The sequence below is a fragment of the Polaromonas sp. genome (assembly GCF_030680935.1).
Lineage (GTDB): Bacteria > Pseudomonadota > Gammaproteobacteria > Burkholderiales > Burkholderiaceae_C > Polaromonas.
The window spans coordinates 1-26,552 of sequence record NZ_JAUXUP010000057.1; the positions used below are offsets into that span (position 1 = coordinate 1).

The window sequence follows — 26,552 nt, forward strand, 5'->3', positions numbered from 1 at the left end:
GCTGAGGTTGCCTGCCAGCGTGATGCTCGGCGTGCCTCCCGCCGCGTCCAGCGTGATGGTCCCGGCGTTGCCGCCCGAGGCCACACCTGCTACTGCGTTGCCGCCGCTGGTGGTGATCGATCCTGCCGTGACGTTGCCGCCTGTGGAGCTGACGCTCACCGCAGCACCGTTGCCGCCTGCCTGGTTGGCACCCACCCCGTTGCCGCCTATGGCGCTGATCGCTCCGCTGCTGGTGATGGCACCGGTCGAACTGATCGTGACGGCACCGCCGTTGCCGCCTGCGCCCAGTGTGCTGCCGACCGTGCCGTTGGCGGTGATCGTGCTGGCGCCCAGCGCCAGGGCTGCGCCACTGATGCTGACGGTGCCGGCGTTGCGCCCGTTGGTCGTGCCGTTTGCAGTACCGCCGCTGCTTGCAATGTTTCCAGTCACCACCGTGCCGCTGGCTGCCGCAACCGTGATGTTGCCGCCGTTTCCGTTAATGCCGCCTGTGGTGGTCAGCGTACCTGTCGTCAGGTTGCCTGCCGCATTGCTCACGCTGATCGAGCCTGCCGCACCGCCTGCGCCCGAGCCTACCGCCGCTCCCGTCTGCGCGGCCAGCGTGCCCAGGCTGATCGCGCCCGCTACCGTGTTGCTCACCGTGATGCTGCCGGCGTTGCCTCCAGCGCCACCTGTGGTCGAGCCAGCCCCGCCGCTGGCCGTGATCGCGCCGGTCTGCGTCACGCCGTTGGTAGAGGTAATGGAGATGGCTGCGCCGTTGCCGCCCGTCTGGCTGGTGCCGGCGCCTACACCTGCCGAGCCGCTGGCCGTGATGGCCGCTGCCGTCACGCCTGCTCCGGCAATGCTCACCGTTCCCGCGCTTCGGCCTGTGCTGTTGGCAGCGGCTGTTCCGCCTGAAGTCGTGATAGCGCCCGCCAGATTCACCACCCCCGTGCCTGTGATGCTCACCGCACCACCATCCCCATTGGCTGCGCCTGTCGTGTTGACCGTCCCCGCGGCGGTGCTCGTCACACTGGCACCGGATAGGATGATGCCCCCGGCCTGCGCGCTTAGCCCCGCAGCCAGTGACAGGGTACCTGCACCGCTGCTGTCGGCATCGGCCTTGAGATTGATGGCGCCCGTCCCAGTGACACCAATGGTTGCAAGGGCGCCCACGGTGATGTTGTTGTTGGCTTCAAGCCGCACGCTGCCATTGGCGGCCATGGTCAGGGGGTTGTTGATCGCAATATCGCGCGTTGCCTGCAAAAACAACTCGTTGAAGCCTGTGACCGTCGATATCTGCACCGTGTAAGTGCCAGGGTCGGGCGCCGTGGCGAAAGCCAGATCGGGCGTGTTCACGGCTTGGTTGGTTACCACCGACGGACTGGATACAGCCGTGCTGAGAATAATGTCCTGTGGATCAAACAGCACATTGCCGCCCACACCCTGAGGCGCTGTGACATCAATAGTGCCCCGCGTATCAAGGTATTGCTTGCCGGAGACTTCTACAAAGCCGCCGTTGCCGCTGTTGCTGCCGCCGCGCGCGGTGATGCCGCCTGCGCTGCGCGTGTCACCGTCAGCCCAGACCACCACCTTGCCGCCATTGCCCTGGTCGATGGCGTCGGCACGGATGATGCTGCCCGCGGCCACATGGGTACGTGTGGCGTTTTGAACCGCGCTGTTCCCGCCCTGGTAGTCGCCGCCTACGAGCACGGTTCCGCCACCCGCCTGACCAGACACGTCAATATGGGCACCCGTCGCGAGCAACACCTTGTCGCCCAGAACCTGCACCGTACCACCGCTCTGTCCCGCTCCGGTGCCGCTGGCATCCAGCGTACCTGCCACATGCACCACGCCGCTGCGCCCCCCGCTGAGCACAATCATGCCGTTACGCTCGGTCGCCGAGGTGGCGCGGATCACACCGGTCTGGTTGACCACCGTGGCCATCGCATCGCCAAGCGCACTGGCCAGCACCGCGACCTGACCGCCGCCTGCGGTAATGATGCCGCTGTTGGACGCCACCGCATTCGCCGCGGCAGCATCCACCGAGAAGCTCACCAAGCCTACGCCGGAGGTATCTATCGACACGCGCGACCCTGCCGCCAGCCCTACGGAGCCGCCATCGGCATTGATGGCACCGGTATTGCTCACGCTTGGTGCGGCCAGCAAGACGTAGCCGCCGCGCGCCGCGTTGATGCTGCCTTGGTTGGTGACCGTTCCCGCACTGCCGTTGTTGCTGAAAATGTAACGGCCCGCCACAAAGTCGTCGTTGCTGATGGACAGGGTACTGGCCACCAGGGCGCCCACATTGACCTGTGCGCCCGGTGCAAACATGACCCCGGCCGGGTTGATCAGGAACACCTGTCCGTTGGCACTGAGTGAGCCATAAATCGACGAAGGGTTCGCGCCAACAACCCGATTCAGCGCCGCAGAAGTGGCATTGGGCTGAACAAACTGCACGGACTGCCCGGCGCCGATGTTAAATGCCTGCCAGTTGAGAATGGCTTTGTCACTGCCCTGTGTAACCACCATGGCATTGGCGCTGGGGGTGCTCACTGTGGCTTGGCCTGCCACCAGGCTGGCGCCTTCGGGCAATGCCGTGGCCAGAGTGGAAAGCCCTGACAGCATGGCAGTCAGCAGCCGCGACAGCAGTCGGCCCGTGCGTATGCGGTAGGTGGCCGTGAGCTTGCGAGACAGGCGCACCACCACCGTGCGTACAGCCCACGGGCGGCAGGCGCGGCTTTTTGACAAGGGGTGGTTCATGATCTTTTTTGCCACGCCGATCAGAACCACTTCTGAGCCGAAACCCATGCACGCGGCGAACGGTCTGACTCGCCGGTGGTGGGGGTGGAGCGCGTGGTGCGCCAGGCCAGATAAGCAGTTACCAGAAAATTGTTGCTTCGCCCGGCCAGAGCGCCAACACCAACGGCACCCAGAGAGATGCGGTTAGTGGCGCCAGTTACGGCGGAATCATCCTGATTGAACCGGACGGTTCCGTAGTCATAAAAAGCCGCCAGGCTGACCGCCTCTCCCGCCAAGCTGACAGGTGCCGGCAATTGGTAGCGGTATTCCATATTCAGCAACAGCCCGGAGTCCCCAATGCCTTCACCGACCGGATACGCGCGAACCCCGGTGGGGCCACCTAGTGCCATTTTTTCTGCGGAGGCCAGATTCCTGGAAGCCCGCTGGGTCTGAAACCCCAGATGCAAGGTGGAGGTATTCCCAAGGAGCTGGGTGCGCTGAAACTCAAGATTGAGTTTGCGGAAGCCGCCCGCCGTCTGCAGTCCACCAGGGCCCTGGTCAAACCCGAGCGTGACAGCGTCCAGCGTGGCCCGGCCCAGCGTCGCGGTCAGCGCATAACTGCTGGTGCCGCCGTTGCCGACTGCTGAATCAACAAAGTTGCCAGAAAGTCCGAAGCGGGCCGCGGCGATACGGCGCTCGCTGTCGTTCGCCGGCGTCGTCAGCTGGTCGATGAATGTTTTGTGCTCCAGGCTGAGAAGGCCGTAAAGATTGGCGTCACGTGAGCGAATCAGCGGCCGGGTCAATGACAGGCCCAGAATGTCGGCCTTGCCCGTTGCACCCAGCGCGGCAAAAGGTGCGCCCAAGGCGTAATCGGTACGCGCAATGCTGGCTGCCAGCCGCGTTCCCGCTGAGTCGACCGGAACAGCGTAGGCCAGGCGGTAGAGATGGCTGCGCGAGGCATTGCTGCCCTGCACCCGCGCGCTCAAAACATCCCCACGCCCAAGCAGGTTGCTGACATTGAGGTTGGCGAAGGCGTTTTGAGCGCCCGCCGCTCGTGCGCCAAAGTTGTCGACCCCGGCCGATCCATCCACCTGTGGCCCCTGTGCATGGATCGTCACCGTGACATCGGCCAGGCCAGGCAGCTGGCCTGGCTCGACCGCGGCGCTGGCCTCGACCCCCGCCAGATCGCGCAGCAGCAAAACCGGCTTGTCGAGCAGGTTCTCACTGATGAAAGCGCCAGACCGCAGGTTGTTGGCCACCACGCGCCGGACGTAAGACGCCGACCCTTCGTGGCCCTCGACCTGCACCCGCACGCGGCCCACCCGCGCCTCAACGACTGCAATGGTGACGGTACCGCCGGTTGCCTGAAAAGCCTGTTCCGGCAGATAGGCTTCCGTCAGCATGAAGCCCTTGGCCCGGTAATAGCGGCTAATCTGCGCTGCCGCTTCTACGAGTCCTGCGAGGTCGGTCGGCCGGTTGATCCGGTCTGCGATCAACCCGGTCAAGGTCGCACTGTCAAAGAGGCTGTTTCCTTCAATGCGAAAGGCTGCGGGCGTGATACGCACGGCAGCCTCGCCGGCTGAAATGGGCTTGGCCGCCGGCAAGGTGATTTGCGGTGCGCCCGGTTGGGGCAACATCGGGATCTGGCGCTGCTGCTCCTGCAATGTTCCGGAGTCCGGCCGCAGTCTTTGCTGCGCAAAACCAGTCGGCCAAGCTAGCGCAGCCTGTAGCACCAGGCAGACGCGAAAAATGGACAAAATGGCCGGGCGTTTCAATCAAGCCTTTTGCTAACAAATTGTTGCAACCTGTTGTTTTAACTGTTTTTTTATCGCTTGACAATTTTCCCGGCTTAATTTGTGGCAGGCCTGCGAATTTGTGCCGTTTTCACTGCAACTGCCCAATAGATTCACAGACACACCTTGGGATTTGAGGCGCCCCAAAATTGCGCTGCCCTGATCCATGCGAAAAAGTCAAAGGCGCTCCACCGATTTGCGTAGATTCACTTACTAGGGTTTTCCCGTTGCGCCCCCTACAATCGCAGACCTTACAAGAAATTGACGGTCCCGACGGGGACCGCCTCCCAGGAGACAAACCCGATGCCCTCAGTGCCCGCCGCCCCCGACAGTCAGGAAAAACGCGAGGAGCTACGCCGAGCGGCGCTGGAGTACCACGAATTTCCGACCCCAGGAAAAATCGCGATTGCCGCGACCAAACAACTTGTCAACCAGCGCGATCTGGCGCTGGCCTATTCCCCCGGGGTCGCCGCTCCTTGCGAGGAAATTGTCAAAGACCCGAACGCCGCATTCAAATACACCAGCCGGGGCAACCTCGTGGCGGTGATCACCAACGGCACGGCGGTATTGGGCTTGGGGGACATTGGTCCGCTGGCTTCCAAGCCTGTGATGGAAGGCAAGGGGGTGCTTTTCAAGAAGTTTGCCGGCATTGACGTGTTTGACATCGAGATCGACGAGAAAGACCCGGCCCGGCTGGTCGACATCATCGCATCGCTAGAGCCCACTTTCGGGGCCATCAACCTAGAAGACATCAAGGCGCCCGACTGCTTTTATGTCGAGCGTGAACTCCGCAAACGCATGAAGATCCCGGTCTTCCATGATGACCAGCACGGCACCGCCATCACGGTTGGCGCGGCCATGCTGAATGCACTGAAGGTCGTCGGCAAAGATCCCAAGCAGGTCAAACTTGTCACCTCGGGCGCCGGTGCTGCAGCACTGGCCTGCCTTGGCCTGTTGCTCAAACTCGGCATTCCGCGCCACAACGTCTATGTGACCGATCTGGCGGGCGTGGTTTACGAGGGCCGCACCGAGCTGATGGACGAGGACAAGATCCAGTTTGCGCAAAAAACCGACGCCAGGACCTTGAGCGACATCATCGAAGGCGCGGACATCTTTCTGGGCCTATCTGCAGGTGGTGTATTGAAGAAGGACATGGTCAGGAAGATGGCGGCCAAGCCCATCATTTTTGCGCTGGCCAACCCAAACCCGGAAATCACACCCGAAGATGTCAAGTCGGTTCGTGACGACGCCATCATGGCCACCGGGCGCACGGATTACCCGAACCAGGTCAACAACGTCCTGTGTTTCCCCTATATTTTCCGCGGCGCTCTCGATGCCGGTGCATCCACCATCACCATCGAAATGGAAATTGCCGCTGTTCACGCCATTGCCGAGCTGGCCCAGGCCGAGCAAAGCGAAGTGGTTGCCGCCGCCTACACGGGGGAAAAGCTGGCGTTTGGCCCGGAATACCTGATTCCCAAGCCTTTTGACCCGCGCCTGATGATGAAAATTGCGCCCGCCGTGGCGCAGGCGGCAGCTGACAGCGGGGTGGCCTTGCGACCCATCACCGACATGGACGCCTACCGCGAGAAGCTGCAAAGCTTTGTATATGCCTCCGGCACTACCATGAAGCCGATTTTTGCCGCCGCCAAGAAGGCGGGCAAAAAGCGTGTGGCCTACGCCGAGGGCGAAGAAGAGCGCGTGTTGCGTGCCTGCCAGATCGTTGTGGACGAAGGTCTGGCCCGTCCGACCCTGATAGGCCGCCCTGTGGTGATTGCCCAGCGCATCGAGAAATTCGGCCTGCGCCTGAGAGAAGAGCTCGACTACGACATCGTCAACGTCGAGCAGGACCACCGCTATCGGGACTTCTGGCAGACCTACCATGGGCTTATGGAGCGCCGTGGCGTGACAGCGCAGATGGCCAAGATCGAGATGCGCCGCCGTCTGACCTTGATCGCGGGCATGCTGCTGTACAAAGGGGATGTTGATGGTCTGATCTGCGGCACGTGGGGCACCACTGCCCACCACCTGGACTACCTGGACCAGGTGATTGGCAAGCGCCCGGGCGTTTGCACCTATGCCTGCATGAACGGGTTGATGCTGCCCGACCGGCAAGTTTTTCTGGTCGATACCCATGTCAACTACGACCCAACGGCGGAGCAGTTGGCAGAAATCACCACCCTGGCCGCTGAAGAAATGATGCGTTTTGGCATCAAGCCCAAAGCCGCGCTGCTGTCGCACTCGAATTTTGGTTCGTCCAACCTGCCCAGTGCGCTCAAAATGCGCCGGACACTGGCACTACTGCGCGAGCAGGCTCCGTGGCTCGAAGTCGATGGAGAAATGCATGGCGATGTGGCGCTTGATGCGGCATCCCGCGCGCTGGTGATGCCAAACAGCACTTTGGCTGGAGAAGCCAATTTGCTGGTGCTGCCCAACATCGACGCCGCCAACATTGCCTACAACCTGCTCAAAACCGCTGCGGGCGGCAATATCGCTATCGGCCCGGTGCTGCTGGGCGCCGCCAAGCCCATGCATATCCTCACCGCCAGCACCACGGTCCGCCGGATCGTGAATATGACCGCACTGACGGTCGCCGATGCCAACGCCTCCCGATGAGACCCAATTAGGTAGCTAGCACTAACTTTTCAACCGTGCTTCGCGCCCACGATCTGCCCAATTTTTGTGCAGGCACTTGCATTTTTCCCCGAGATGGGTCAAACTCTAGCTCTTGAAATTTAAGGGTTAACCCGCCTGCAGCGAAGGCTGTGGCAATTGGCCTTGGTTCAAGAAAGACGTTTTTTTCATGTTGCGAAAAATAGGGCCCGGTTGGCGGCTAAAAGTCGCGGTCGTTCTCGTTGCCGTGTGCGCTGGACTCGGTCCTGTAGCGGTACAGGCCAGAGGGTCTGCTCCCGGCGCCGAAGTCACGACGATTGCAAGCACGGCCTTGCCCGAGCAGGGCCGCAACATGGTCAGGTTGATTTACCAGGGGGGGCCGTTCAAGTACGACAAGGACGGTTCGGTGTTTGGCAACCGGGAAAGAATACTCCCGGCCAAAAATCGCGGATATTACCGCGAATACACCGTCAAGACTCCTGGTGAACAAAGTCGGGGTGCCCGGCGAATTGTTTGTGGTGGTTTTGTTCCCTCTGCACCCGATGCTTGTTATTACACCGATGATCACTACGCGAGTTTTCGCAGAATCGTTCAGTCAGTTCAGCAGTGATCGTCAACTTTGAGTTGTTGACTTAAGAAAGAGACGCGGAGATGGATATGCCACTTCGTACTGTAAGACCCAATATCGTGCAATCCATACGCGCTTTTCGCGTGCAGGATTTGCAGGAGGCCGCCACACAGCTGGGCCACCATTTCCTGTATGCCAACCTGGGCAATGCCCAGAGCAAGCAGGATGTGCTGGACATGATTGCGGCGCAGTACACATTCCCGGCGCACTTTGGTAAAAACTTTGATGCGCTGTACGACTGCATGACGGACCTGGTTCACAAGTCCGGCGCGCAACCTGGCTTTATTGTCTTGCTTGAGCAGATCCCTGCTCACGCCAAGTTCGACAAAGAGGCGCGCGAGCAGCTGCTGGACATCTTCCGGGATGCAGCCGACTACTGGGCGGATGGAAAGTTACCGTTCCGATGTTTCGATTCTTTTCTGTAGCCCGCTCCCCAGACATTGGCCAAGGGGATCGGGCAAATGAGGCCCAGCAAGCAAACAGTGCAGATGGTGATGAGCCGATGCCAACCGACAAATTGCTCGACGTGTCGCCGCTGGCGCTGCGCATGAGCAGCCCCTTCAATGCGGGATACTGGTTGGCCGCCGCCTGAGCTTGAAATCACTTGCATCGCAAAAAAGCCCGTTGAATGACGGGCTTTTTTATGTGGCGAACAAATCGGTCTTCAGCCCATGCTGCGCATGCGCAAGCAGCTATTATTTTTGTAGCGCTCCGGATGCGGTGGTCAGGGCTTGCGCCAGTGCCAGATACTCGGCCACGGGCACCTCCTCGGCGCGGCGCTGCAGATCAAATGCAGGGGCATTTGGGCGCGTATCCAGCCACTTTCCAAGCGAATGGCGCAGCAGCTTGCGCCGCTGGCTGAAGGCCACACGCACCATCTCGCTCAATAGCGCAGCGTCCAGCAGTACCGGTGCGGCGTGAGGAACCATGCGCACCACCGCGCTGTCCACCCGGGGTGGAGGGTCAAAACTGATCGGTGGCACCGCCAACACGTTCTCCATCGCATATCGCCACTGCAGCATCACGCTGAGGCGGCCATAGTCGCTGGTCGCCGGACTCGCCACCATGCGGTCCACCACTTCTTTTTGCAGCATGAAGTGCTGGTCTTCTATGACGGCCACCGCATCGAGCAAATGAAACAGGATGGGCGTGGAGATGTTGTACGGCAAATTTCCAACCACCCGCAGCTTGACGGGCGTAGAGGCCGCCATGGTTTGTGCAAGGGACAGGAAGTCCACCTTGAGGACGTCGGCCTGCAGCACAGTCAGCTGGGGATGCGCGCGCAATTGCTGCGCGAGATCGCGGTCCAGTTCGATCACCGTCAGGTGGCCGAGCCGCTCGGCCAGCGGCTGTGTCAGTGCCGCCAGTCCCGGGCCAATTTCAACCACGGCCTGGCCGGGTCGGGGCGCGATCGCCTGCACTATGCCTTCGATGATCGAACGGTCGGTCAGGAAATGCTGGCCGAACCGTTTGCGCGGGATATGTTTCATGCAATACGCAGCCCCATGGCGATCACGGCCCCAGCCTTTCGCCCTGGACAACGTGGAAAGCGCAAACCACTATTGGGGTGGCTCGCGGTATTCCACATAGGCCCGGCCGCGAACCTCCTGGGCCCAGGCGCTGTAGGCTTCTTCAAACTTTTTCTCACGCAACGTGGCTCGCACGATTTCACGCTGCTCGCGCGGGGAGAGCTTGGCGCTGCGCCGCTCCATCACCTGGATCAGGTGAACGCCAAAGCGCGACACCAGGGGATCGCCCACCTGGCCAGGCGCCAGGCTGTTCATCTGGGCTTCAAACTCCGGCACATACTGGCCCGCAGCGGCCCAGCCTAGGTCCCCACCGTCTTTGGCAGACCCGTCCTGGCTGTTTTCCCGGGCCAGCGCGGCAAAGTCGGCCTGCCCGGCAGCAATGCGCCTCTTAAAGTCCGCCAGGCGTGCAACGGCAGCCTGCTCCGTGAGCTGGGCGCTTGGTCGCAACAAGATGTGCCGTGCCCGGGTTTCGGCCACTGCTGCACCGGGCATGCCGGCACTCTTGCGCTCCAGCACCTTGAGCACATGAAAGCCTGCGCCGCTACGAACCGGCCCGGCAATACCGCCAACTGGCACAGTTTGCGTCGTATCGATAAACAGCTGAGGGTAACGGTCAGAATCACGCAGGCCCATCTGGCCGTCCGCACTGCGGCCGGGCGCACCGGAAAATTCGGAGACGAGTGTCGCGAAATCAACCCCGCTGCGGGCACGCTCTGCAGCAAGCTGAGCCCGTGCCTGAAGGACAGCCAACTGATCCGCGCTGGCGTTTTCCGGAACCACCACCAGAATCTGCGCCAGATTGATCTGCGGGGGCACCCCAGCGCTGCCGGTCTCCTGTTCACGCAGGTATTGGTCGATCTCCTGCTCGGTGACCTTGGACTGCGCCTCCAGTTCGCGCTCGCGAATGCGGTTGAGCAGGAGCTCATTACGCAAATCAGTACGGAACTGCGCAAACACCAGACCCTGGGCGGTCATGCGGTTGCGCAATTCTTCCACCGAAATCTGATTCTGCCGGGCAACATTCAGAACGGCCTCATCCACCATCCCGTCGCCGACCTGAACTCCCTGCTCTTTGGCCAGCTGCAATTGCGCGCGCTCAACGATCATGCGCTCGAGCAGCAGCCGTGCCAGCTCGTTGCGTGGCGGCGTCTGGGTGCCTTGTTGGGCCATTTGTTGCTCGGTGCGCAGCAAGCGGGCACGCACTTCATTGTTGGTGATGGGCTCCGAATTGACCACCGCAACAATGTAGTCGGCCTGACGCTGGCCGATGGCAGAGCCGGCTGGGGCGCCAGAGGTGAATCCGGGCAAGCGCAGCTGGCCCGGCGGTCTGGTCTGGGCCCATGTCGTCCCGACCGACAGGGCCAGCAGCATGGCGGCAACCAGGGGGCGAGTACAACTGTGGGAAATAGTGCTGGATTTAGTCATAGTTGGTAAAGCGGCTGGGCGCAGCGACCTGCTCGCGCAGGTACTGGTATCGCGGAACGTTGGCTTTCAAGGTTTTCAGGGGGCTGGGCCCGATGCGCGAAAAACCGACAAATTCCAGCTGGAATTTGATGCTGGTGCTGTTGGCCACGCGGCTGAGCTGGCTGCGCTCCAGCATTACACGAGCGATCCAGCAACAACCGTCGTATTCAAGGCCCAGAATCATGTCCACAAACTTCTTGTCCGGGACACTGTAGTTCAGGCGCCCGACGCTGTACAAACGGCCACCGCCCAAGCCGCGACCAGGCCCAAGGTCTTTGCCCCTGTCACCCCACAGGTCATTGATCGGCCATTGCCAGCCCACATCGTACTGCTCGCTCACGTTACGCTGGCGCCGATAAACGGCACTGATGACCCGGTAGTTGGTGGGACTGAAGCGCCCGCCTATGGTGGACCGCTCCGAGAGATTGGTTTTGGGGTTGTACTGCACCGTACTGTCAATTGCCCAGGCAGGCGTCAAATTGACAGAGGCCCCAAACAACAGGTCACTCAGACGCTCTGACACCGGCACTTCCCCCGGCGCCCTGACCAGCCTGTCTTTGAACCGGATTCGCTGGGCGACGCCCAGACGCAATGACTCGGCGCCGGTATCAGGATCCAGCAGGCGGGACGTCACACCGGTCGTCAGCATGTGGGAGTCGGAAATGCGGTCGTTGCCGACAAATTCGTTCTCTGTGAACAGCGTGGCAAAGTTGAAAGAGTTCAGGCCCGAGTCGTAATTGGGCAGGATGCTTTGGTCGCGGTAGGGTGTATTGACATAAAAAGCGCGCGGCTCCAGTGTCTGCGTATAAGCCCGACCGAAATAACTGGTCGCACGCTCAAAGGTCAACCCACTGTCGAGGCTGAACGTCGGCACGGTTCGGGACTTGCTGCGCGCGCCATTGACCAGGGGGGCGTCGAACTGATAGGTCGTGGCATTGAGCATCAGCTTGGGCGTGATGTAGCCACCCGGTCGGATCCAGGGTCGGCTGATCTGGGCAAGCGCAAACTCGCGGTTGGCGTTGGGTTGCCGGGTGAGCAGGCGATCTGACTGGAAACGTGTGAAGTCGGTCGTGATGGAGTAATCAAGCCCCTCCACCCCGTACAAAGGCGCATTGATGCGAGTGTAGGTGGCAGTCAGTTGCGGCAGTCGATCGTAGGGTGGCGTGATCGGCGAGTTGACATCCTGCAGGGTCTGGTACGTCAACGTGCGCGCCGTGGTCGCCAAAAACCCTCTTCCCCAGGTGACAGACGCGTCGCTGGCCAGCAAACGCTGGGTCAGGGAGGCGCTGGCGCGAGGAAAATCGCGCCAGTAATTGTCGTCACTGACGCGGTTCAGATTCAGACCGATGCCGAATGCATTGGCAGACGGCAGCCCCGCGTTGTAGGTGTACACACCTGAGTGCAGGTAGTTATAGGACCATCGGGTCGCATCGCGCAATTTGTCGTTGGGCAACAGGCTGGCACGCAGTTCCCCCTTGTAAGTAAGGTCCAGATAGCGAAACTCACTCGCTAGGTCCACGCCGCGTTTGCTCATCCAGTTTGGCGAAAAAGTGGCGTCGCGGTTTGGTGCAATGTCGAAATAGTAGGGAACGATCAGCGTCGCGCCGCTGACGGTATCCACGCCGTAAGTCGGCGGCAGCAGCCCCGACTTGCGCTTGTCGCTGAGCGGAAAGGTGAAGGTTGGCGCCGCAAGAATGGGCACGTTCATGAAGCGCAGCACGCCGCCGGAGGCCTCGCCCACATCCGCTTCCTTGTCGAACTTGATGGTGCTGGCCCTGACGATCCAGGCAGGCATCCAGCTCGGGCCTTCGCCGCGCTGGCAGGTGGTGAACGTGGCATTGGTGGCCATCAGGCGTTTTTCGTCGATGAAATCTGCCCGATCAGCGCTGCCGTAGCCGTTGTTTTGCAAAAATCGGTAATCGGGCGTCAGGAAAAAACCCTCGAAGGTGTCGAGTTTGATTTCGAGCTCGGGCCCGTTGTAGAGATTACCGCTGCTGTTGACGCGTACATTGCCGCGCGCCTTGACCAGATCCGTCGGCTGGTCGTACTCGATGCGGTCCGCACGTATGGACGATGCGCCCCGACGCAGCTCGGCATTGCCATCGACCGTGGTTTCCAGGTCAGGTCGCCCGGTCAGGCGGTCCCCATAGACAAAGGTAGGCAGCTCTATCCCAGGTCCACCCGGTGGCTGCTCGGCCAGCATGGGCGTGCTTCTGAGCTCACCTGGCGCTGGCTCACGCAGGGGTGGCAAGCTTCTGATTGACGCACCAGGCAGTGGCCGCGACTGCCCCTGTAGCACAGGTGACTGCGCAAAAGCCGCCCCCGCATAGCCAAGGCCCAGCGCAGTGCAGGACACCAAACTGAGGGCGGCATGAGCGACCGGAGAGAGAATAAAACGCGAGCGGGATGCGCGATGCATCGGAAGTATGAGATAAACCCGTTTATAAAAACAGGCCCGATTATCCTATGCCCACTCCCCCGTTCCGCCATCTTTTGAATCGCCCGCTGAAGATCAGCCAAAACGCCGCATGACCGACTCCCCCATCGCCTGGCCAGATGCCGCCCGGGCCGACGCCTTTGCCAACTGGCTGCAGGCCCACACCGCAGACCAAGGCCTGCTGCCCGCTACCTTGCGTGCGGCCTCGGCCGATGCCAGTTTTCGACGCTACTTCCGGGTGCAGACACAGGACGGCGCCAGCTGCATCATCATGGACGCGCCACCGGCGCAAGAGGACTGCCAGCCGTTTGTAAAGATTGCCGGGCTGATGACCGGCGCCGGCCTGAACGCCCCGCGCGTGCTGGCCTGGGATCAAGCCCAGGGCTTCATGCTGCTCAGCGATCTGGGCGCGCAAACCATGCTCGATGTGATTGAGCAGCAAACCGAGGCCGCCAGACCCCAGCAAGCCTACGCGCTGTACCGCCAGGCTGTGGACGCGCTGATCACCTGGCAACTGGCCTCACGCCCCGACGTGCTGCCGCCTTACGACGACGCCCTGCTGTCGCGCGAGCTGGCACTGTTTCCGGACTGGTATGTGGCGCAGCATCGTGGCATCACCATCGACAGCACGCTGCGCGGCAAGCTCGATAACCTGTTTGCGCAAATCAAGGCCAGCAACCTGCAATCGCTGGGCGGCGCGCGCGTTTACGTACACCGAGACTTCATGCCAAGAAACCTGATGGTGAGCGAAAAGGTGGACCAGGCACTGGGGGTATTGGACTTCCAGGATGCGGTCTACGGCCCCATTACCTATGACATCGCCAGCCTCATGCGCGACGCCTTTGTCAGCTGGCCGGAAGACTTTGTACTTGAGATCATGGTGCGCTACTGGGAGCAGGCGCGCAAGGCCGGCCTGCCGGTCGGCGACGATTTCGGCGAGTTTTACCGCGCGGTGGAATGGATGGGGCTGCAGCGCCACCTGAAAATTCTCGGCATCTTCGCGCGTTTGACGCTGCGCGACGGCAAGCCCAAATACCTGGCCGACACCCCGCGATTCATCAGCTACGCCCGCGCTACCTGCGCGCGTTACCGCCAGCTCGGCCCGCTGATGGTGCTGCTCGATGAGATTGAAGGCAACGAAACCCGCGTGGGTTATACGTTTTGACCACTTGCCTACAAGTAAAAGACGGCTTGCGCCCTTGCTGGATATGGGTAATCAACTATCAAAACAGTAGCGGCTTGCGCGCCACGTCGTCCTGTCCATGAGCGCCCGGTTTTACGCCGATCTGCCGCTGCACACCGGTGAATCGGTCCAGCTGCCGGCGCACGCGGCGCGCCATGTCCAGGTGCTGCGGCTGCAGCCTGGCGACCTGATCACGCTGTTCAACAACCAGGGTGGCGAGTTTGAGGCGACGGTGGAGCGCATGGGCCGCAGCGAGGTTGCAGTGCGTATAGGCACACATTCGGCGCTGGAGCGGGAAGCACCGCGCCCGGTACATCTGGTGCTGGGCATGCCGGCCAACGAACGCATGGACTGGTTGGTGGAAAAAGCCAGCGAACTCGGCGTGGCCAGCATGACGCCGCTGATGACCGAGCGTGCCGTGCTGCGCCTGAAGGGCGAGCGCGCCGACAAAAAACGCGCCCACTGGCAGGGCGTGGCGATCGCCGCATGTGAGCAGTGCGGGCGCAACCGCGTGCCGCTGATGCACGGCGTCAGCACCTTCAGCGACTGGACGGCGACGCTTGCACCACCCGCACCCGGCGCGCCTCGGCTGTTGCTGTCCCTGCGCGCTGGCACACAGCCGCTGACCAGCGCGCTGGCTTTGTACCCCGGTACGTCGCCGGTCACCCTGCTCAGCGGCCCGGAAGGCGGCTTGAGCCCCGCCGAAGAAAACGTCGCCGTGCAGCACGGCTTTGTACCGGTGACGCTCGGCGGTCGCATATTGCGCGCAGAGACGGCGCCACTGGCCTGCCTGGCCCTGCTCACTCTGGGAGGCGCATGAACCGCAACCTCTGGCTGCTGGCCATTTGCCAGGGCCTGTTCCTGACCAACAACGTCACCTTCATCGCCATCAACGGCCTGGTCGGCTTGAGCCTGGCGCCGCTGGGCTGGATGGCCACCTTGCCGGTCATGGGTTACGTCGTGGGTGGTGCCATGTCTACCGGCATCGTGGCGCACACCCAGAAACATTTTGGCCGCAAAACCTCCTTTCAGCTGGGCCTGATCGTGGCCGTGCTGTCTGCGCTGCTGTGTTGTTATGCGGCGTACACCAGAAACTTCTGGCTGCTCGTGGCGGCCACGGTCATCGCCGGGTATTACAACGCCAACGCCCAGCTCTACCGCTTTGCAGCGGCAGAGCTCGCCCAGGCGTCCTTCCGCGAAAAGGCCGTTTCGCTGGTCATGGCCGGGGGCCTGCTGGGCGCCGTCGCTGGCCCCAATCTCGCTGCGGGTACCCGCACACTGACCGAGGTGCCTTTTGCCGGCGCTTACCTGGCTCTCGCCGGCGTGGCGCTGCTGGCCATGGTGCTGCTGGCTTTTATCCACTTTCCGCCGCCACCCGTGCGGCAAGCCGTCTCGGGTGGTCGGTCCTTGCGGAAAATCATGCGCCAGCCCGTGTTCATCGTTGCCGCCTCCGCTGGCGCCCTGGGTTACGGGGTGATGAACCTGCTGATGGCCGCCACCCCGATTGCCATGCAGGTCTGTGGCCTGCCTTTTTCCGACGCCGCCACCGTGCTGGAGTGGCATGTCATCGGCATGTTTGCGCCTGGTTTTTTCACCGGCCACCTGATCAAGCGTTTTGGCACCCTGCCCATCATGGCGACCGGCTTGGCGCTGAATGTGGTGTGTGTACTGATTGCACTGTCAGGGGTCGAGTTCCAGCAGTTTCTGGTGGCGCTGTTTTTGCTCGGGCTGGGCTGGAATTTCCTCTTCACCGCCAGCACCACCCTGGCTCTGACGGCCTACCGGCCAGAAGAAAAAGACAAGGCCCAGGGTGCGCTTAATTTCTGCGTGTTTGCAGTGCTGGCGCTGTCCTCGCTGGCCTCCGGCGTGCTGGTGACCACGCAAGGCTGGACGCTGCTCAATCTTGGCAGCCTGCTGCCGCTGGGTGTGACCGGCCTGGCGCTGGGCTGGCTGGCCTTGCAACAGCGGCGCGCGCCCGCCGCCTGAAAACTGCTATCAATAAGGTAGCTGCTTGCGCTTTCCAAATAAGGGCTGCAGCCCGATTTAACTTAAAACCGGGAGTTCAGCCAGGCCTTGAGAGTGGCAAACACCGGTGCGGCATCCGGTTCGTTGAATATCTCATGGTACAGCTCGTCAAAACATTTGACGGTGAGTACCTTGGCACCCGGGCCGCCTGCTGCTGCCTCGGCAAAGGCGCGGCTGCCCGCCGGGTTGACCAGCTTGTCTGCGCCTGCGTACATCAGCAGCGTCGGCGTCTCCCATTTGTCGGCCGCAGCCACGGTGGCCGGACCCGCGCTGGCAATGAATTTGGCCAGCCGGGCAGAAATTTTGGCATGCACCAGCGGGTCCGCCAGGTATTTGCGCACCACCTGCACGTCGTGCGAGATGTAGTCCGGATTGAGACCGTTGTTGATGCGCAGATTTGGCGCAATCGCAGGCAAAACGGCCAGCAGCAGTTTCTGGATGGCGTTGAGCCCGGGGTCCAGCGCCGGCGAAGACATTACCAGGCCGTCTACCGGGCGCATGCCAAGTGATACAAAACGCCCCACCACCAGACCGCCCAGACTGTGGCCCAGCAGTATCAGTGGCAGCTGTTTTTCGACACCCGAGGCGCCCTCTGAGCGCGGCAGGCTCAGCGCGCGCTGCCGGGTATCGTCCACCACCTCGGCCAGGTCTTCCAGCAACAGCGCTTCGCTGGACAGGCCACCACGCGCGCCACCCGATTCGCCGTGCCCACGTTGATCGTAGGCTCGCACCGCAAAACCCCAGTCCAGCAATTGCCGGGCCACATGTTCGTAACGGCTGGCGTGTTCGCCCAGCCCGTGAACAATCAGCACCACCGCGCGCGGCGGCAAGGCGCGGTCATGTTGCCAGGCCTGCATCGGCCACTCGTACAAGGCCAGATTTTCACCGTCTCTGGCGGTAAAAGGAGCCAACAGCGCGGTGTCCATGCTGGCGTCGTCAGGCCGGCGCGAGTTCACGGCATTTGGGCGATGACATGTGCCACCGCCGCAGTGATTTTTTTGGCATAGGGCACATGCAAAAACTCGTTCGGTCCATGCGCGTTGCTCTTGGGGCCCAGCACACCGCAGACCATCATCTGGGCCTTCGGAAAGCCCTGGCTCAGCATGTTCATCAGCGGGATGGTGCCGCCCTGGCCGATGGTGCCACAGGGCGCACCGTAATACGCCTGCGAAGCGTCATCGAGTGCCTTGTCAAACCAGGGCGCCGTGCCTGGCGCGTTCCAGCCGGTGGCGCCGCCAGCGCTTTCAAACGTCACTTTGGCCTGATACGGCGCGTTGTCCTCCAGCAGGGCCTTGAGCTCCTGCACCGCACTGGCAGCATCGACCAGCGGCGGCAAGCGTAGCGACAGCTTGAAGGCCGTGTAAGGCCGCAGCACATTGCCGGCGTTGCCCATCTCGGGAAAACCGTCGGCGCCGGTCACACTGAGGGTCGGCTTCCAGGTGCGGTTGAGCAAGGCCTCGACCGGGTCCGTGGTGGTCGGCAGCGCAAAGGTGTTGGCGCCGCCGCAGTCGTAGTGCGCCCACGGAAAACGCTTGTAAATCTGGTCGCCCAGGATTTGCGCGGTGGCTTTGGCCTGTTCCAGCCGCTCGGCGGGAATTTCACAGTGAAAACTTTGCGGCAGCAGGGTGCCGGTCTTGCTGTCTTCGAGCAGGTCCAGCACCTGGCGCATGATGCGAAAACTCGATGGGACCAAGCCGCTGGCATCGCCCGAGTGCACGCCTTCGGTCAGGATCTGCACCTTCAGCACACCACTGGCCATGCCCCGCAGTGAAGTCGTCAACCAGAGCTGATCGTAGTTCCCAGCGCCGGAATCCAGGCAGATCACCAGACCCACCTCCCCCAGACGCGTGCGCAAGGCATCGACATACGGCAGCAGATCGTAAGAGCCGCTTTCTTCGCAGGTTTCGACCAGACCAACAATGCGGGGGTGCGGCACGTTTTGCGCCTTCAGCGCCTGAATGGCAGCAATGCTGGCATACACCGCATAACCGTCGTCGGCGCCGCCGCGGCCGAACAGCTTGCCGTCTTCGTACTTGGGTGTCCAGGGACCAAGGTCGCTGCGCCAGCCGGTGAACTCGGGTTGCTTGTCCAGGTGACCGTACATCAACACGGTGTCGGTAGACGCAGTTTTCGTGGCGGGCACCTCAAAAAACAGCACGGGGGTGCGGCCTTGAATCCGGACAATCTCCAGCTTGAGGCCTTCGACCTTCTGCGCCTCTACCCAGGCTGCTGCATTGCGCATGACGGTTTCGATGTGCCCGTGCCCAGCCCAGTCCGCGTCAAACGAGGGTGACTTCGCCGGGATGGTGATGTAGTCGCTGATCTGTTGGACGATGTCGCCATCCCACCGGGCGCTGACGTCGGTCAGGGCCTGCGCGGTATCGAGAAGGGCGGCGGGTATTTCGCGGTGCAAAGGGGCGTTCATTCGGGCTCCGGAAAGGATTGGCGCAACCGCGTACTGTACGCCTCCCCAGCGTCTGATGCCAGACCGGCTGCGGGTGGGGACCGAGCGCAGCGGGTTATTTTCTGCCCCCAGGTCAACTCAGTCACCGTTGTAGAAAGGCACACCTTGAAAACCCCTGCAGACCGTCCTGGCGAGATCCGCGTTGGCACAGGCGGATGGGCTTACGCACCGTGGCGCGACAGCTTTTATCCGGCAGGACTGCCGCACAGCCAGGAACTGGGCTACGCCGGCCGCCGACTTTGGCGCATTTTTGGCGCTGCTGCCTTACCGGGTGAACGCCTAGGCTTTGCGCCATGTTCTGGACGTGCGCCATGCCAGTTTTCCGTCGCCTGACCACCTGACGCTGGCGCGAAAGTACCACTGCGCCACCGTGTTTAGCGACTCGCCGGATCTCCCGTCTATGGCCGATCTCACTGCTGATTTTGCCTGTGCGCGGCTGATGCGCAGCAAGGCCGGGGGCGAGAACGGTTATGCCCCCGCGGCCCTGGACTGCTGGGCCGGCAGTGCACGCAGGTGGGCCGAAGGCGGGAAACCCACCGGGTTGCCGCATGTTGCCGCGCCGGTCAGGGGCCAATGCCCGCCGGCGCGATGTTTTTGTCGTTTTTAGCAACGGCGCCAAAGAGCGGGCGCCGGCTGCCGCAACGGCGCTGTTGCAGCGCCTCGGGTTCAAGGCGCCGAAGCAACTGCCGCTCCTGCGTCCGGCGGATCAGGGTCCGGCACGCTGCGGCACTCTTCAAATATACGGGCGGTGCATTGTCGGCAGATCGCCGGATCCAGCCGGGTAAAAATGGTAGCGATGGCGCTGCGCTTGTCGGAAAACTGGTGTTCCGGCCCCAGCAAATGTGTGAACCCGGTGGTCTGCCACATCTGGACCACCTCGGGCCGGGGTCGGTGAAAGTACAAATCGCCGCCCATGGCGCGGCGCGCGCTGAGCTCTGCCGCCCACAGCTGGGCACCGGCCAGGTCGATGAAGTTCATGCTTTTGCCCATGACCAGCAAATGCTTTTGTGGTCGGGGCGCGTGGCGCAGGGCGTGCAACCTGTCGGCCACATGCTGCGTGGCGCCAAAGTAGACCTCACCCTCCATGCGCAGCAGTTTGAGTTGCGGACATTCAGGAAGGAAATGGGCCCTCACGCTCGTCACGTCGTGTCCTTCACGAGGTCCTGCGGGCCGCCCCTCGGCGGCGCTGCGCCTGACAGCCTGGTCAATCACCACAAACTGCCGGTCCGGCGCCCGGCTGTCAAAACCCATGGTGCGCATTGCCGGCCTGGAGGTGCGATACAGGAAGGACATCAGCGACAGCAGGGTACCCAGCAAAATCGCAATTTCCAGCCGCATGGTGACGGTGGCTGCCAACGTGGCAAGCGCCACAGCAAACTCTCTGCGGCTCAGGCCAAAAAGCTGTTTCCAGCGTTGCAAGTCCAGCAACGATACGGCTACCAGCAGCAGCAGCGCCGCCAGCGCTGCCATGGGGATCTGCGCCAGAAGGGGTGCGCTGAGCGCCACCAGCACCAGCAGCAGGATGGCTGAAAACACCGCCGCGAGGGGTGTGCGGGCGCCCGCCTCCAGATTCGGCATGGATCGGTTCAGCGAGCCGCAGGACACATAGGACGAAAAGAACCCACCGACGATGTTGGACAGGCCCTGGCCCCGGAACTCGCGGTTGGCATCGATACGCTGGCCGGAGCGCGCCGCCACCGCCTTGGCTATCGAGATGGACTGCCCAAGCGCCACAATAGTCAGGGCAAACGCCAGCCCCAGCAACTCGGACCAGGCCGACCAGCTGACGCGGGGAATGGCGAATACTGGCCAGGGTGTGGCAATCACGCCCAAAATCCGCAACGGCGGCACGACGCCGCTAAAAAAGCGGCTCCAGCCCCAGGCCAACACGCTGCCCGCCACCAGCCCGGCCAGCATATAGGGCCAGTTGGGCCGCAGGTGGCGCAGTAGCAAAGCCGTAGCAAGGGTCACACCCGCCACGGCCAGCGCTGCGGGGTTCAGGTCGCCGAACGTGCTTGTGACATGCATCAACACCGCACCCGCGCCATGTTCTGCGGAAGCGGGCAATCCCAGCAGACCCGGCAGCGCGTACAAGGCTATGAGCACAGCGGCGCCCGACATGAAACCAAAAAGGGCAGCGGGTGAGATGAAATTAGCCAGGCTACCCAGGCGCAGCACGCCAATCAGCCACTGCATCACGCCGACCAGCACCGTCACCGCCAGGACCAGCTGGATATACGCGGGGCTGAAAGCCAGCGCCAGCGGCGAAAGCATGGCAACAAGGGCCAGCGAATTGGCGTTGGTCGGCCCGGACACCACATGCCAGCTGGAGCCAAAAAGCGCGGCGATGATGCACGGAACAATCGCGGTGTAAAGGCCATACTCCGGCGGCAACCCGGCCAGCGTGGCAAAGGCAATGCCCTGCGGCAACACCAGCACAGCACCCAGCAGCGCGGCCTGAGCATCTGCGCGCAAGGTGGCGCCAGAGACCTGCCGCACCCAGCCGCCGAACAGGCGCTCAGACACAGTGGTGGCTGCGGCGGAAAGCGCGTTTTGCTGGGGGCTTGACATGGCCCACAGCATAACGCCGCCGCGTCACACGGCGCCGCTCCAGCGCAGCAGCAGACCGGCCAGCGCGCAAACGGCTATCACCGGGATCACACCCACCTTGTAGCGCAGCAGTGCCACCCCGGCCAACAACATGATGGCCAGCGCCGGCCACTCGATATTGAAAGGAAAGCCGGCTCCAGCCCCTGTCGGGAAAGCGACATGCGCTATAAAAAACAGAGCGAGACTGGCGATCACACCGACCACCGCCGCCGTGATGGCCGCCAGCGGCGCGGTGAAATGTAGTTTGCCGTGGGTGGACTCCACCAGCGGCCCGCCCGCCAGGATAAAAACAAAAGACGGCAGAAAAGTGAACCAGGTCACCAGCAGTGCCGCCAGCGCTGCCCCCTGAAACAGGGCATCGGGCCCCAACACCTCTTTGGTCCAGCCGCCGACAAAAGCCACAAAGGCCACCACCATGATCAGCGGGCCGGGTGTGGTTTCTCCGAGCGCCAGGCCGTCAATCATCTGCGGCCCGGTGAGCCAGCCAAACTGCTCGACCGCCCCCTGGTACACATAGGGCAGCACCGCATACGCACCGCCGAATGTCAGCAGCGCTGCCTTGGTAAAAAACCAGCTCATCTGTGTCAAGGCCCCGCCCCAGCCTTGCCAGGCCACCAGCGCACCCATGGGCAGCAGCCAGAGCACGGCCCCCACGGCCAGCACTGCCGCAAGCCGTGATTTTTTGTAACGCGCGTGCTCGGGCGTGGGGGTGTGGTCGTCAATCAGCGCCCGTCCGTGGCCCGTGGTGGTGGCACCATGTGCGCCACCCGTAGCAAACTGGCCAGGCGCGTAACGCGCGCACAGCCAGCCCGTCAGCGCAGCTGCCAGCACCACCCACGGAAAGGGCACACCCAGAAAGGCAATCGTTACAAAACTGATAGCTGCTACCGCCCATGGGACGGGGGCTTTGAGCGGATTTTTCAATGACTTGCCGCCGATGCGATACACCGCCTGCAACACAATAGCCGCGACAGCGGGCTTGATGCCGTAGAAGATGCCGGCCACCAGCGGCACATCGCCGAACGCCACATACACCCAGCTCAGCGTGATCAGGATGAACAGCGAGGGCAGCACAAACAGCGCACCCGCCACCACACCGCCCCAGCTGCGGTGCATCAACCAGCCAATGTAGGTGGCCAGTTGTTGCGCCTCCGGCCCCGGCAGCAGCATGCAGTAGTTGAGCGCGTGCAGAAAGCGCTTTTCGGATATCCAGCGCCTTTGCTCGACCAGCTCGCGGTGCATGATCGCAATCTGGCCGGCCGGCCCGCCAAAACTGATGAAGCCGAGCTTGAGCCAGAAGCGGAAAGCCTCGCGGAAACTGACCTCTTGAGGCAGCTTGGTGGTCGGCATCATGCGCCGGCGCCTGTCATGGTTTCCGGCTTCCAGCTATGCCCCTCGGGTGACTTTCCCTGCCACACGGCGTGGGCTTCGCTGGCGCACCAGGCGTAGAGCGCGTCGTACAACGGCATCGCGGCTTCCAGCATGTCGTGGTCATCCCCATGCAAGCGGGACAAACCCAGCGAGAAGGCCAGCAAGCCGGCGCATTGCGGCTCCAGCGCCAGCCGGTCGGTGTCGGCCCCGCGCACGATACGGGCCAGGCGGTCCACCGCCGGGTCTTCAATCTCGAACGCGCGAAGCAGGCCATCAAAACTGCACCATTCGCCCTCGTGCGTCAGCGGTGCGCCCGGAAGGTCATAAGCCACCGCCTTCAGCCGCGCCGCTTCGCTGAAGACCTGCGCCGTCGGCACGTAAAAAAATTCGGCACGTGGGTCGATAAACCGGCGTATCAGCCAGGGGCAGGCGATGCGATCAATTTTGGGGCGCTCCCGGGTGATCCAGCGCGACGCCTGCTCGCCGGGTACGCCCCAGTCGGCGCGTTTGCGCATGGTCGGCAGCGGCGTCAAGCGCCATTGGGCGATGTCTTCCGCGCTGTCCACGCCGTCTTCACCACCTTCGATGCCGCCGGCCAGCGCGCGTGCATCCCAGCCTGCGGCACGCAGCAGCGCGGTCGCGTCAGCGCTGACGTTGTGGCCATAGACGCAATACACCACCACCTCGCGCGCCGGCTCGGCGGCGACCAGCGCCGCCACGTCTTCAGGTGCACAGCGCCGGGCCGCGGCGAGCATGCGCGGGCTCTCGGCAAATTTGGCCTCGCGACGGACGTCCAGCAGCAAGGGCGCATTGGCGCGGCCCATGCGGGCGGCGAGTTCTTCGGGGCTGATGCGGGGAACGGATGGGAAAGAGGTGTCCACGGAATACTCCAATGAGTGTTACCAGCGCTTGGACGGGACACCGTCTTTCTGTGAAGAGTCGGGAGGCTGAAATCCCGATGCGTGAATATTAGCAGCCTCGCCGCGCCAACGCCAGCCAGGGCGCTAGCCGTGCTGGAACTTGAACACCGCGCGGCTGGCGCGGGCGTTGGGCCAGAAGCGGATCTCCTGGCCGTCCTGCAGGCCAAACGAGTCAATAATTTTGAGCCGGTTTTTCTGCGCCAGCGCTGTAAAATCCTGCAGGGTGCCAACCCGGATGTTCGGCGTGTCGTACCACTGGTAAGGCAGGACCTTGGTCACCGGCATGCGGCCGCGCAACACCGCCAGACGGTTTGGCCAGTGGCCAAAATTGGGAAACGCGACGATGCCGGCACTGCCTACACGCGCGGTTTCGCGCAGCATGATTTCGGTGTTGTGGAGATGCTGCAAGGTATCGATCTGCAACACCACGTCAAAACTCGCATCGCCAAACATGGCCAGGCCTTCGTCGAGGTTGAGCTGGATCACATTGACGCCGCGCGCCACACAGGCCTGCACATTGGCGTCGTTGATCTCGACGCCGTAGCCGGTACAGCCACGCTCACGGGTCAGGTGCTCGAGCATGGCGCCGTCGCCACAGCCGAGGTCCAGCACGCGCGAGCCGGGCGGCACCAGGCGGGTGATGGACAGCTGATCGGCCGTCAGGCGCGGGGCAAGGTTCAGCATGGCGCCACCTTGCTCTCAAAATAGGCGCGCACCACGCCCAGATAACGCGCGTCATCGAGCAAAAAGGCGTCATGCCCGTGGGGTGCATCGATCTCGGCGTAACTCACGTCGCGCTGGTTGTCGAGCAGGGCCTTGACGATCTCGCGGCTGCGCGCCGGCGAAAACCGCCAGTCGGTCGTGAAGCTCACCAGCAGAAATTTGGCCTTGGCTGCAGAAAGGGCCTGCGTCAGGTCGCCTGCGTGCGTGGCAGCCGGATCAAAATAATCGAGCGCCCGCGTGATCAGCAAATAGGTGTTGGCGTCAAAGTATTCGCTGAACTTGTCGCCCTGGTAACGCAGGTAACTTTCGATCTGGAATTCGACCTCCTGCGTCGAGTATCTGTAGCCGCTGTCATGCCCCACGACAGCTTCGCGAAGCTGGCGGCCGAACTTCTCGTTCATCACGTCATCGCTGAGGTAGGTGATGTGGCCAATCATGCGGGCGATACGCAGGCCGCGCTGCGGCAGTACGCCGTGCCGCCCGTAGTGGCCGCCGTAAAAATCCGGGTCGGTGACGATGGCGCGGCGCGCCACTTCATTAAAGGCGATGTTTTCAGCCGTCAGGTTGGGCGCGCTCGCCACCACCACGGCGTGGCGTACACGGTCAGGGTATTGCAGCGTCCAGCTCAGCGCCTGCATGCCGCCCAGGCTGCCCCCCATGACCGCAGCCAATGTCTGAATGCCCAGCACGTCGAGCAGCCGGGCCTGCGCATCGACCCAGTCCTGCACCGTCACAACGGGAAAGTCGGCGCCGTAAATCTCGCCGCTGTCGGGGTGGCGCTGCATCGGGCCAGTCGAGCCGAAACAGGAGCCGAGGTTGTTGACGCCGATCACAAAAAACACATTGGTATCGACCGGCTTGCCGGGGCCTATCATGGTGTCCCACCAGCCTTCGGACCTGGGCACCTCCACGCCCTGCTCATCCAGATACACACCGGCCACATGGTGCGAGGCATTGAGCGCATGGCAGATCAGTACCGCGTTGGATTTGTCGGCGTTGAGCGTGCCGTAGGTCTCGTAGCTCAGGTCGTAGGCACGGATGGACGCGCCGCTTTGCAAAGGCAAGGCGGCGGCGAAATGCATGGACTGTGGCGTGGCAACAAGCATCGAGGAAAAGCCCCAGAAAACAAAAACCCGGCATCGCTAAAAGCGATTCCGGGTCGTGGATGTCGTCTTTAGCTGTACTTTTTAAGCGCCCGCAAGCTGAGCAAATCGGCGCTGCTGGAAGTATATCAAGCAGGTATCAGCAATGCCAACAAGCCCAGCGCGGCAAAAATCAGGGCCGACACCACGTGCACCACCCGCAGCGGCACGAGCCGTGTGACGCGCGCGCCCAGCCACACCACCGGGGCGTTGGCCAGCATCATGCCCAGTGTGGTGCCCAGCACCACCCAGAACCAGGCGTCGTAACGCGCGGCCAGCATGACGGTGGCAATTTGCGTCTTGTCGCCCATTTCGGCCAGAAAAAACAACATCACCGTGGTGCCGAACACGCCAAAACGAGGCAGGCGCCGGTCGGCGGCATTTTCATCAAGCTTGTCCGGAATCAGCATCCACACGGCCATGGCGATGAAAGATGCGCCCAGAATCCAGCGCAGGGTTTGCGGGCCGATCAGCGTGGTGACCCAGGCGCCCAGCGCACCAGCCAACGCATGGTTGGCGACCGTGGCCACAAAAATACCCAGAACAATCGGCCAGGGCTTGCGAAAGCGTGCGGCCAGCACCAATGCCAGAAGCTGGGTTTTGTCACCCATTTCGGCCAGGGCAACAATGCCGGTAGAGACGAGGAAAGCTTGCATCAGAAAAACTCCGGCCGAATACCCATGACCGCACGGCGTCCCCGGCCTGAAACGGAGGCTGTGCAGTCAAAGGTCTCGCTGGGTTCAGGCAAATGCCCGTCATACTGCTTGCGCCATGTCCGTCCTGAAAGCCAGGCCGGGCAAGTCTGTTGACGCAAACCCCTTGCAGAAGTGCAGGGTGGCTACTCCCCAATGACAGGCCGTATTGTACGTCGCGCATCCTGAAGAGCCTGAGCAGGGTCAGCGCCACACTCACCCAGATTGGTGCGCACTTGT

19 protein-coding genes, 1 pseudogene and 1 riboswitch are annotated in these 26,552 nt (G+C 62.4%); of the genes and pseudogenes, 7 read left to right on the forward strand and 13 right to left on the reverse strand.

Annotated elements, in window-relative coordinates:
• Both Q8L50_RS14055 and Q8L50_RS14060 read right to left on the reverse strand, forming a co-directional pair.
• Window positions 1–2,739 (reverse strand): S-layer family protein (locus Q8L50_RS14055; protein ID WP_305349260.1); only part of this gene is annotated, 2,739 nt, incomplete at its 3' end.
• A 20-nt stretch (window positions 2,740–2,759) separates the two neighbouring features.
• A complete protein-coding gene (locus Q8L50_RS14060) occupies window positions 2,760–4,493 on the reverse strand; it encodes a ShlB/FhaC/HecB family hemolysin secretion/activation protein (protein ID WP_305349261.1) in 1,734 nt (577 codons plus the stop codon).
• Between the two features lie 321 nt (window positions 4,494–4,814).
• Between Q8L50_RS14060 and Q8L50_RS14065 the strand changes: the two genes are divergently transcribed.
• The 3 genes from Q8L50_RS14065 to Q8L50_RS14075 all read left to right on the forward strand — a co-directional run bounded on the left by Q8L50_RS14065 (window position 4,815) and on the right by Q8L50_RS14075 (window position 8,177).
• Window positions 4,815–7,127 carry an NADP-dependent malic enzyme gene (locus Q8L50_RS14065; RefSeq protein WP_305349262.1) on the forward strand — a complete coding sequence of 771 codons (2,313 nt, stop codon included), beginning with the start codon at window positions 4,815–4,817 and terminating at the stop codon, window positions 7,125–7,127.
• A gap of 187 nt (window positions 7,128–7,314) precedes the next feature.
• Window positions 7,315–7,734, forward strand: a complete 420-nt coding sequence (locus tag Q8L50_RS14070) for a ribonuclease domain-containing protein (protein ID WP_305349263.1) — start codon at window positions 7,315–7,317, stop codon at window positions 7,732–7,734.
• Between the two features lie 41 nt (window positions 7,735–7,775).
• On the forward strand, window positions 7,776–8,177 hold the full coding sequence (locus Q8L50_RS14075; protein WP_305349264.1) for a barstar family protein: 402 nt from the start codon (window positions 7,776–7,778) through the stop codon (window positions 8,175–8,177).
• A gap of 270 nt (window positions 8,178–8,447) precedes the next feature.
• Here Q8L50_RS14075 and rsmA read toward each other — a convergent pair whose 3' ends face one another.
• The 3 genes from rsmA to Q8L50_RS14090 form a co-directional block, all read right to left on the reverse strand.
• Entirely contained in the window at window positions 8,448–9,242 is a 795-nt protein-coding gene (rsmA, locus tag Q8L50_RS14080) for a 16S rRNA (adenine(1518)-N(6)/adenine(1519)-N(6))-dimethyltransferase RsmA (protein ID WP_305349265.1), read from the reverse strand.
• Window positions 9,243–9,311: 69 nt separating this feature from the next.
• Complete coding sequence (locus Q8L50_RS14085) at window positions 9,312–10,652, reverse strand: peptidylprolyl isomerase (protein WP_305349266.1); 1,341 nt, start codon at window positions 10,650–10,652, stop codon at window positions 9,312–9,314.
• Window positions 10,653–10,698: 46 nt separating this feature from the next.
• The gene (locus tag Q8L50_RS14090) at window positions 10,699–12,996 is read right to left on the reverse strand and encodes an LPS-assembly protein LptD (RefSeq protein WP_370869806.1); all 2,298 of its coding nucleotides are present in this window, start codon (window positions 12,994–12,996) and stop codon (window positions 10,699–10,701) included.
• Between the two features lie 277 nt (window positions 12,997–13,273).
• On the opposite strand from Q8L50_RS14090, the gene Q8L50_RS14095 reads away from it, so the two are divergent.
• From Q8L50_RS14095 to Q8L50_RS14105, 3 genes are all read left to right on the forward strand, one after another.
• Entirely contained in the window at window positions 13,274–14,347 is a 1,074-nt protein-coding gene (locus Q8L50_RS14095) for an aminoglycoside phosphotransferase family protein (protein WP_305349268.1), read from the forward strand.
• A 97-nt stretch (window positions 14,348–14,444) separates the two neighbouring features.
• On the forward strand, window positions 14,445–15,185 hold the full coding sequence (locus Q8L50_RS14100; RefSeq protein WP_305349269.1) for a 16S rRNA (uracil(1498)-N(3))-methyltransferase: 741 nt from the start codon (window positions 14,445–14,447) through the stop codon (window positions 15,183–15,185).
• Window positions 15,182–16,351 (forward strand): MFS transporter, encoded by a 1,170-nt coding sequence (locus Q8L50_RS14105; protein ID WP_305349270.1) that lies wholly within the window; start codon window positions 15,182–15,184, stop codon window positions 16,349–16,351. The genes Q8L50_RS14100 and Q8L50_RS14105 overlap by 4 nt, the downstream gene beginning before the upstream one ends.
• A gap of 62 nt (window positions 16,352–16,413) precedes the next feature.
• On the opposite strand, the gene Q8L50_RS14110 is transcribed toward Q8L50_RS14105, so the two are convergent.
• Window positions 16,414–17,316, reverse strand: coding sequence for an alpha/beta hydrolase (locus Q8L50_RS14110; protein ID WP_305349336.1), 903 nt, complete (start codon window positions 17,314–17,316; stop codon window positions 16,414–16,416).
• A 26-nt stretch (window positions 17,317–17,342) separates the two neighbouring features.
• On the reverse strand, window positions 17,343–18,815 hold the full coding sequence (locus Q8L50_RS14115; RefSeq protein ID WP_305349271.1) for a M20 family metallopeptidase: 1,473 nt from the start codon (window positions 18,813–18,815) through the stop codon (window positions 17,343–17,345).
• 144 nt (window positions 18,816–18,959) lie between these two features.
• Here Q8L50_RS14115 and Q8L50_RS14120 point away from each other — a divergent pair.
• Window positions 18,960–19,639 (forward strand): annotated as a pseudogene (locus Q8L50_RS14120) (DUF72 domain-containing protein).
• Here the strand turns inward: Q8L50_RS14120 and Q8L50_RS14125 are convergent.
• From Q8L50_RS14125 to Q8L50_RS14150, 6 genes are all read right to left on the reverse strand, one after another.
• Window positions 19,521–21,425 (reverse strand): SulP family inorganic anion transporter, encoded by a 1,905-nt coding sequence (locus Q8L50_RS14125; RefSeq protein WP_305349272.1) that lies wholly within the window; start codon window positions 21,423–21,425, stop codon window positions 19,521–19,523. The pseudogene Q8L50_RS14120 and the gene Q8L50_RS14125 overlap by 119 nt on opposite strands.
• A gap of 24 nt (window positions 21,426–21,449) precedes the next feature.
• A complete protein-coding gene (chrA, locus tag Q8L50_RS14130; RefSeq protein WP_305349273.1) occupies window positions 21,450–22,817 on the reverse strand; it encodes a chromate efflux transporter in 1,368 nt (455 codons plus the stop codon).
• Window positions 22,814–23,716, reverse strand: a complete 903-nt coding sequence (locus Q8L50_RS14135) for a chromate resistance protein ChrB domain-containing protein (protein WP_305349274.1) — start codon at window positions 23,714–23,716, stop codon at window positions 22,814–22,816. The genes chrA and Q8L50_RS14135 overlap by 4 nt, the downstream gene beginning before the upstream one ends.
• Before the next feature lie 123 nt (window positions 23,717–23,839).
• Window positions 23,840–24,439, reverse strand: coding sequence for a methionine biosynthesis protein MetW (metW, locus tag Q8L50_RS14140; RefSeq protein ID WP_305349275.1), 600 nt, complete (start codon window positions 24,437–24,439; stop codon window positions 23,840–23,842).
• Window positions 24,433–25,584: a homoserine O-acetyltransferase gene (locus Q8L50_RS14145; RefSeq protein WP_305349276.1), complete on the reverse strand. Its 1,152-nt coding sequence runs from the start codon at window positions 25,582–25,584 to the stop codon at window positions 24,433–24,435. Before Q8L50_RS14145 ends, metW begins: the two co-directional genes overlap by 7 nt.
• Window positions 25,585–25,709: 125 nt before the next feature.
• Window positions 25,710–26,276, reverse strand: a complete 567-nt coding sequence (locus Q8L50_RS14150) for a TMEM165/GDT1 family protein (RefSeq protein WP_305349277.1) — start codon at window positions 26,274–26,276, stop codon at window positions 25,710–25,712.
• 1 nt (window position 26,277) lies between these two features.
• A riboswitch (yybP-ykoY riboswitch) is annotated at window positions 26,278–26,479 on the reverse strand.
• Window positions 26,480–26,552 lie beyond the last annotated feature (73 nt).

Coding starts and splice junctions, on each gene's coding strand:
- Q8L50_RS14065 (WP_305349262.1), top strand. CDS start 4,815: ATGCCCTCAGTGCCCGCCGCCCCCGACAGTCAGGAAAAACGCGAGGAG.
- Q8L50_RS14070 (WP_305349263.1), top strand. CDS start 7,315: ATGTTGCGAAAAATAGGGCCCGGTTGGCGGCTAAAAGTCGCGGTCGTT.
- Q8L50_RS14075 (WP_305349264.1), top strand. CDS start 7,776: ATGGATATGCCACTTCGTACTGTAAGACCCAATATCGTGCAATCCATA.
- rsmA (WP_305349265.1), bottom strand. CDS start 9,242: ATGAAACATATCCCGCGCAAACGGTTCGGCCAGCATTTCCTGACCGAC.
- Q8L50_RS14085 (WP_305349266.1), bottom strand. CDS start 10,652: ATGCTGCTGGCCCTGTCGGTCGGGACGACATGGGCCCAGACCAGACCG.
- Q8L50_RS14095 (WP_305349268.1), top strand. CDS start 13,274: ATGACCGACTCCCCCATCGCCTGGCCAGATGCCGCCCGGGCCGACGCC.
- Q8L50_RS14100 (WP_305349269.1), top strand. CDS start 14,445: ATGAGCGCCCGGTTTTACGCCGATCTGCCGCTGCACACCGGTGAATCG.
- Q8L50_RS14105 (WP_305349270.1), top strand. CDS start 15,182: ATGAACCGCAACCTCTGGCTGCTGGCCATTTGCCAGGGCCTGTTCCTG.
- Q8L50_RS14110 (WP_305349336.1), bottom strand. CDS start 17,316: ATGGACACCGCGCTGTTGGCTCCTTTTACCGCCAGAGACGGTGAAAAT.
- Q8L50_RS14115 (WP_305349271.1), bottom strand. CDS start 18,815: ATGAACGCCCCTTTGCACCGCGAAATACCCGCCGCCCTTCTCGATACC.
- Q8L50_RS14125 (WP_305349272.1), bottom strand. CDS start 21,425: ATGTCAAGCCCCCAGCAAAACGCGCTTTCCGCCGCAGCCACCACTGTG.
- chrA (WP_305349273.1), bottom strand. CDS start 22,817: ATGATGCCGACCACCAAGCTGCCTCAAGAGGTCAGTTTCCGCGAGGCT.
- metW (WP_305349275.1), bottom strand. CDS start 24,439: ATGCTGAACCTTGCCCCGCGCCTGACGGCCGATCAGCTGTCCATCACC.
- Q8L50_RS14145 (WP_305349276.1), bottom strand. CDS start 25,584: ATGCTTGTTGCCACGCCACAGTCCATGCATTTCGCCGCCGCCTTGCCT.
- Q8L50_RS14150 (WP_305349277.1), bottom strand. CDS start 26,276: ATGCAAGCTTTCCTCGTCTCTACCGGCATTGTTGCCCTGGCCGAAATG.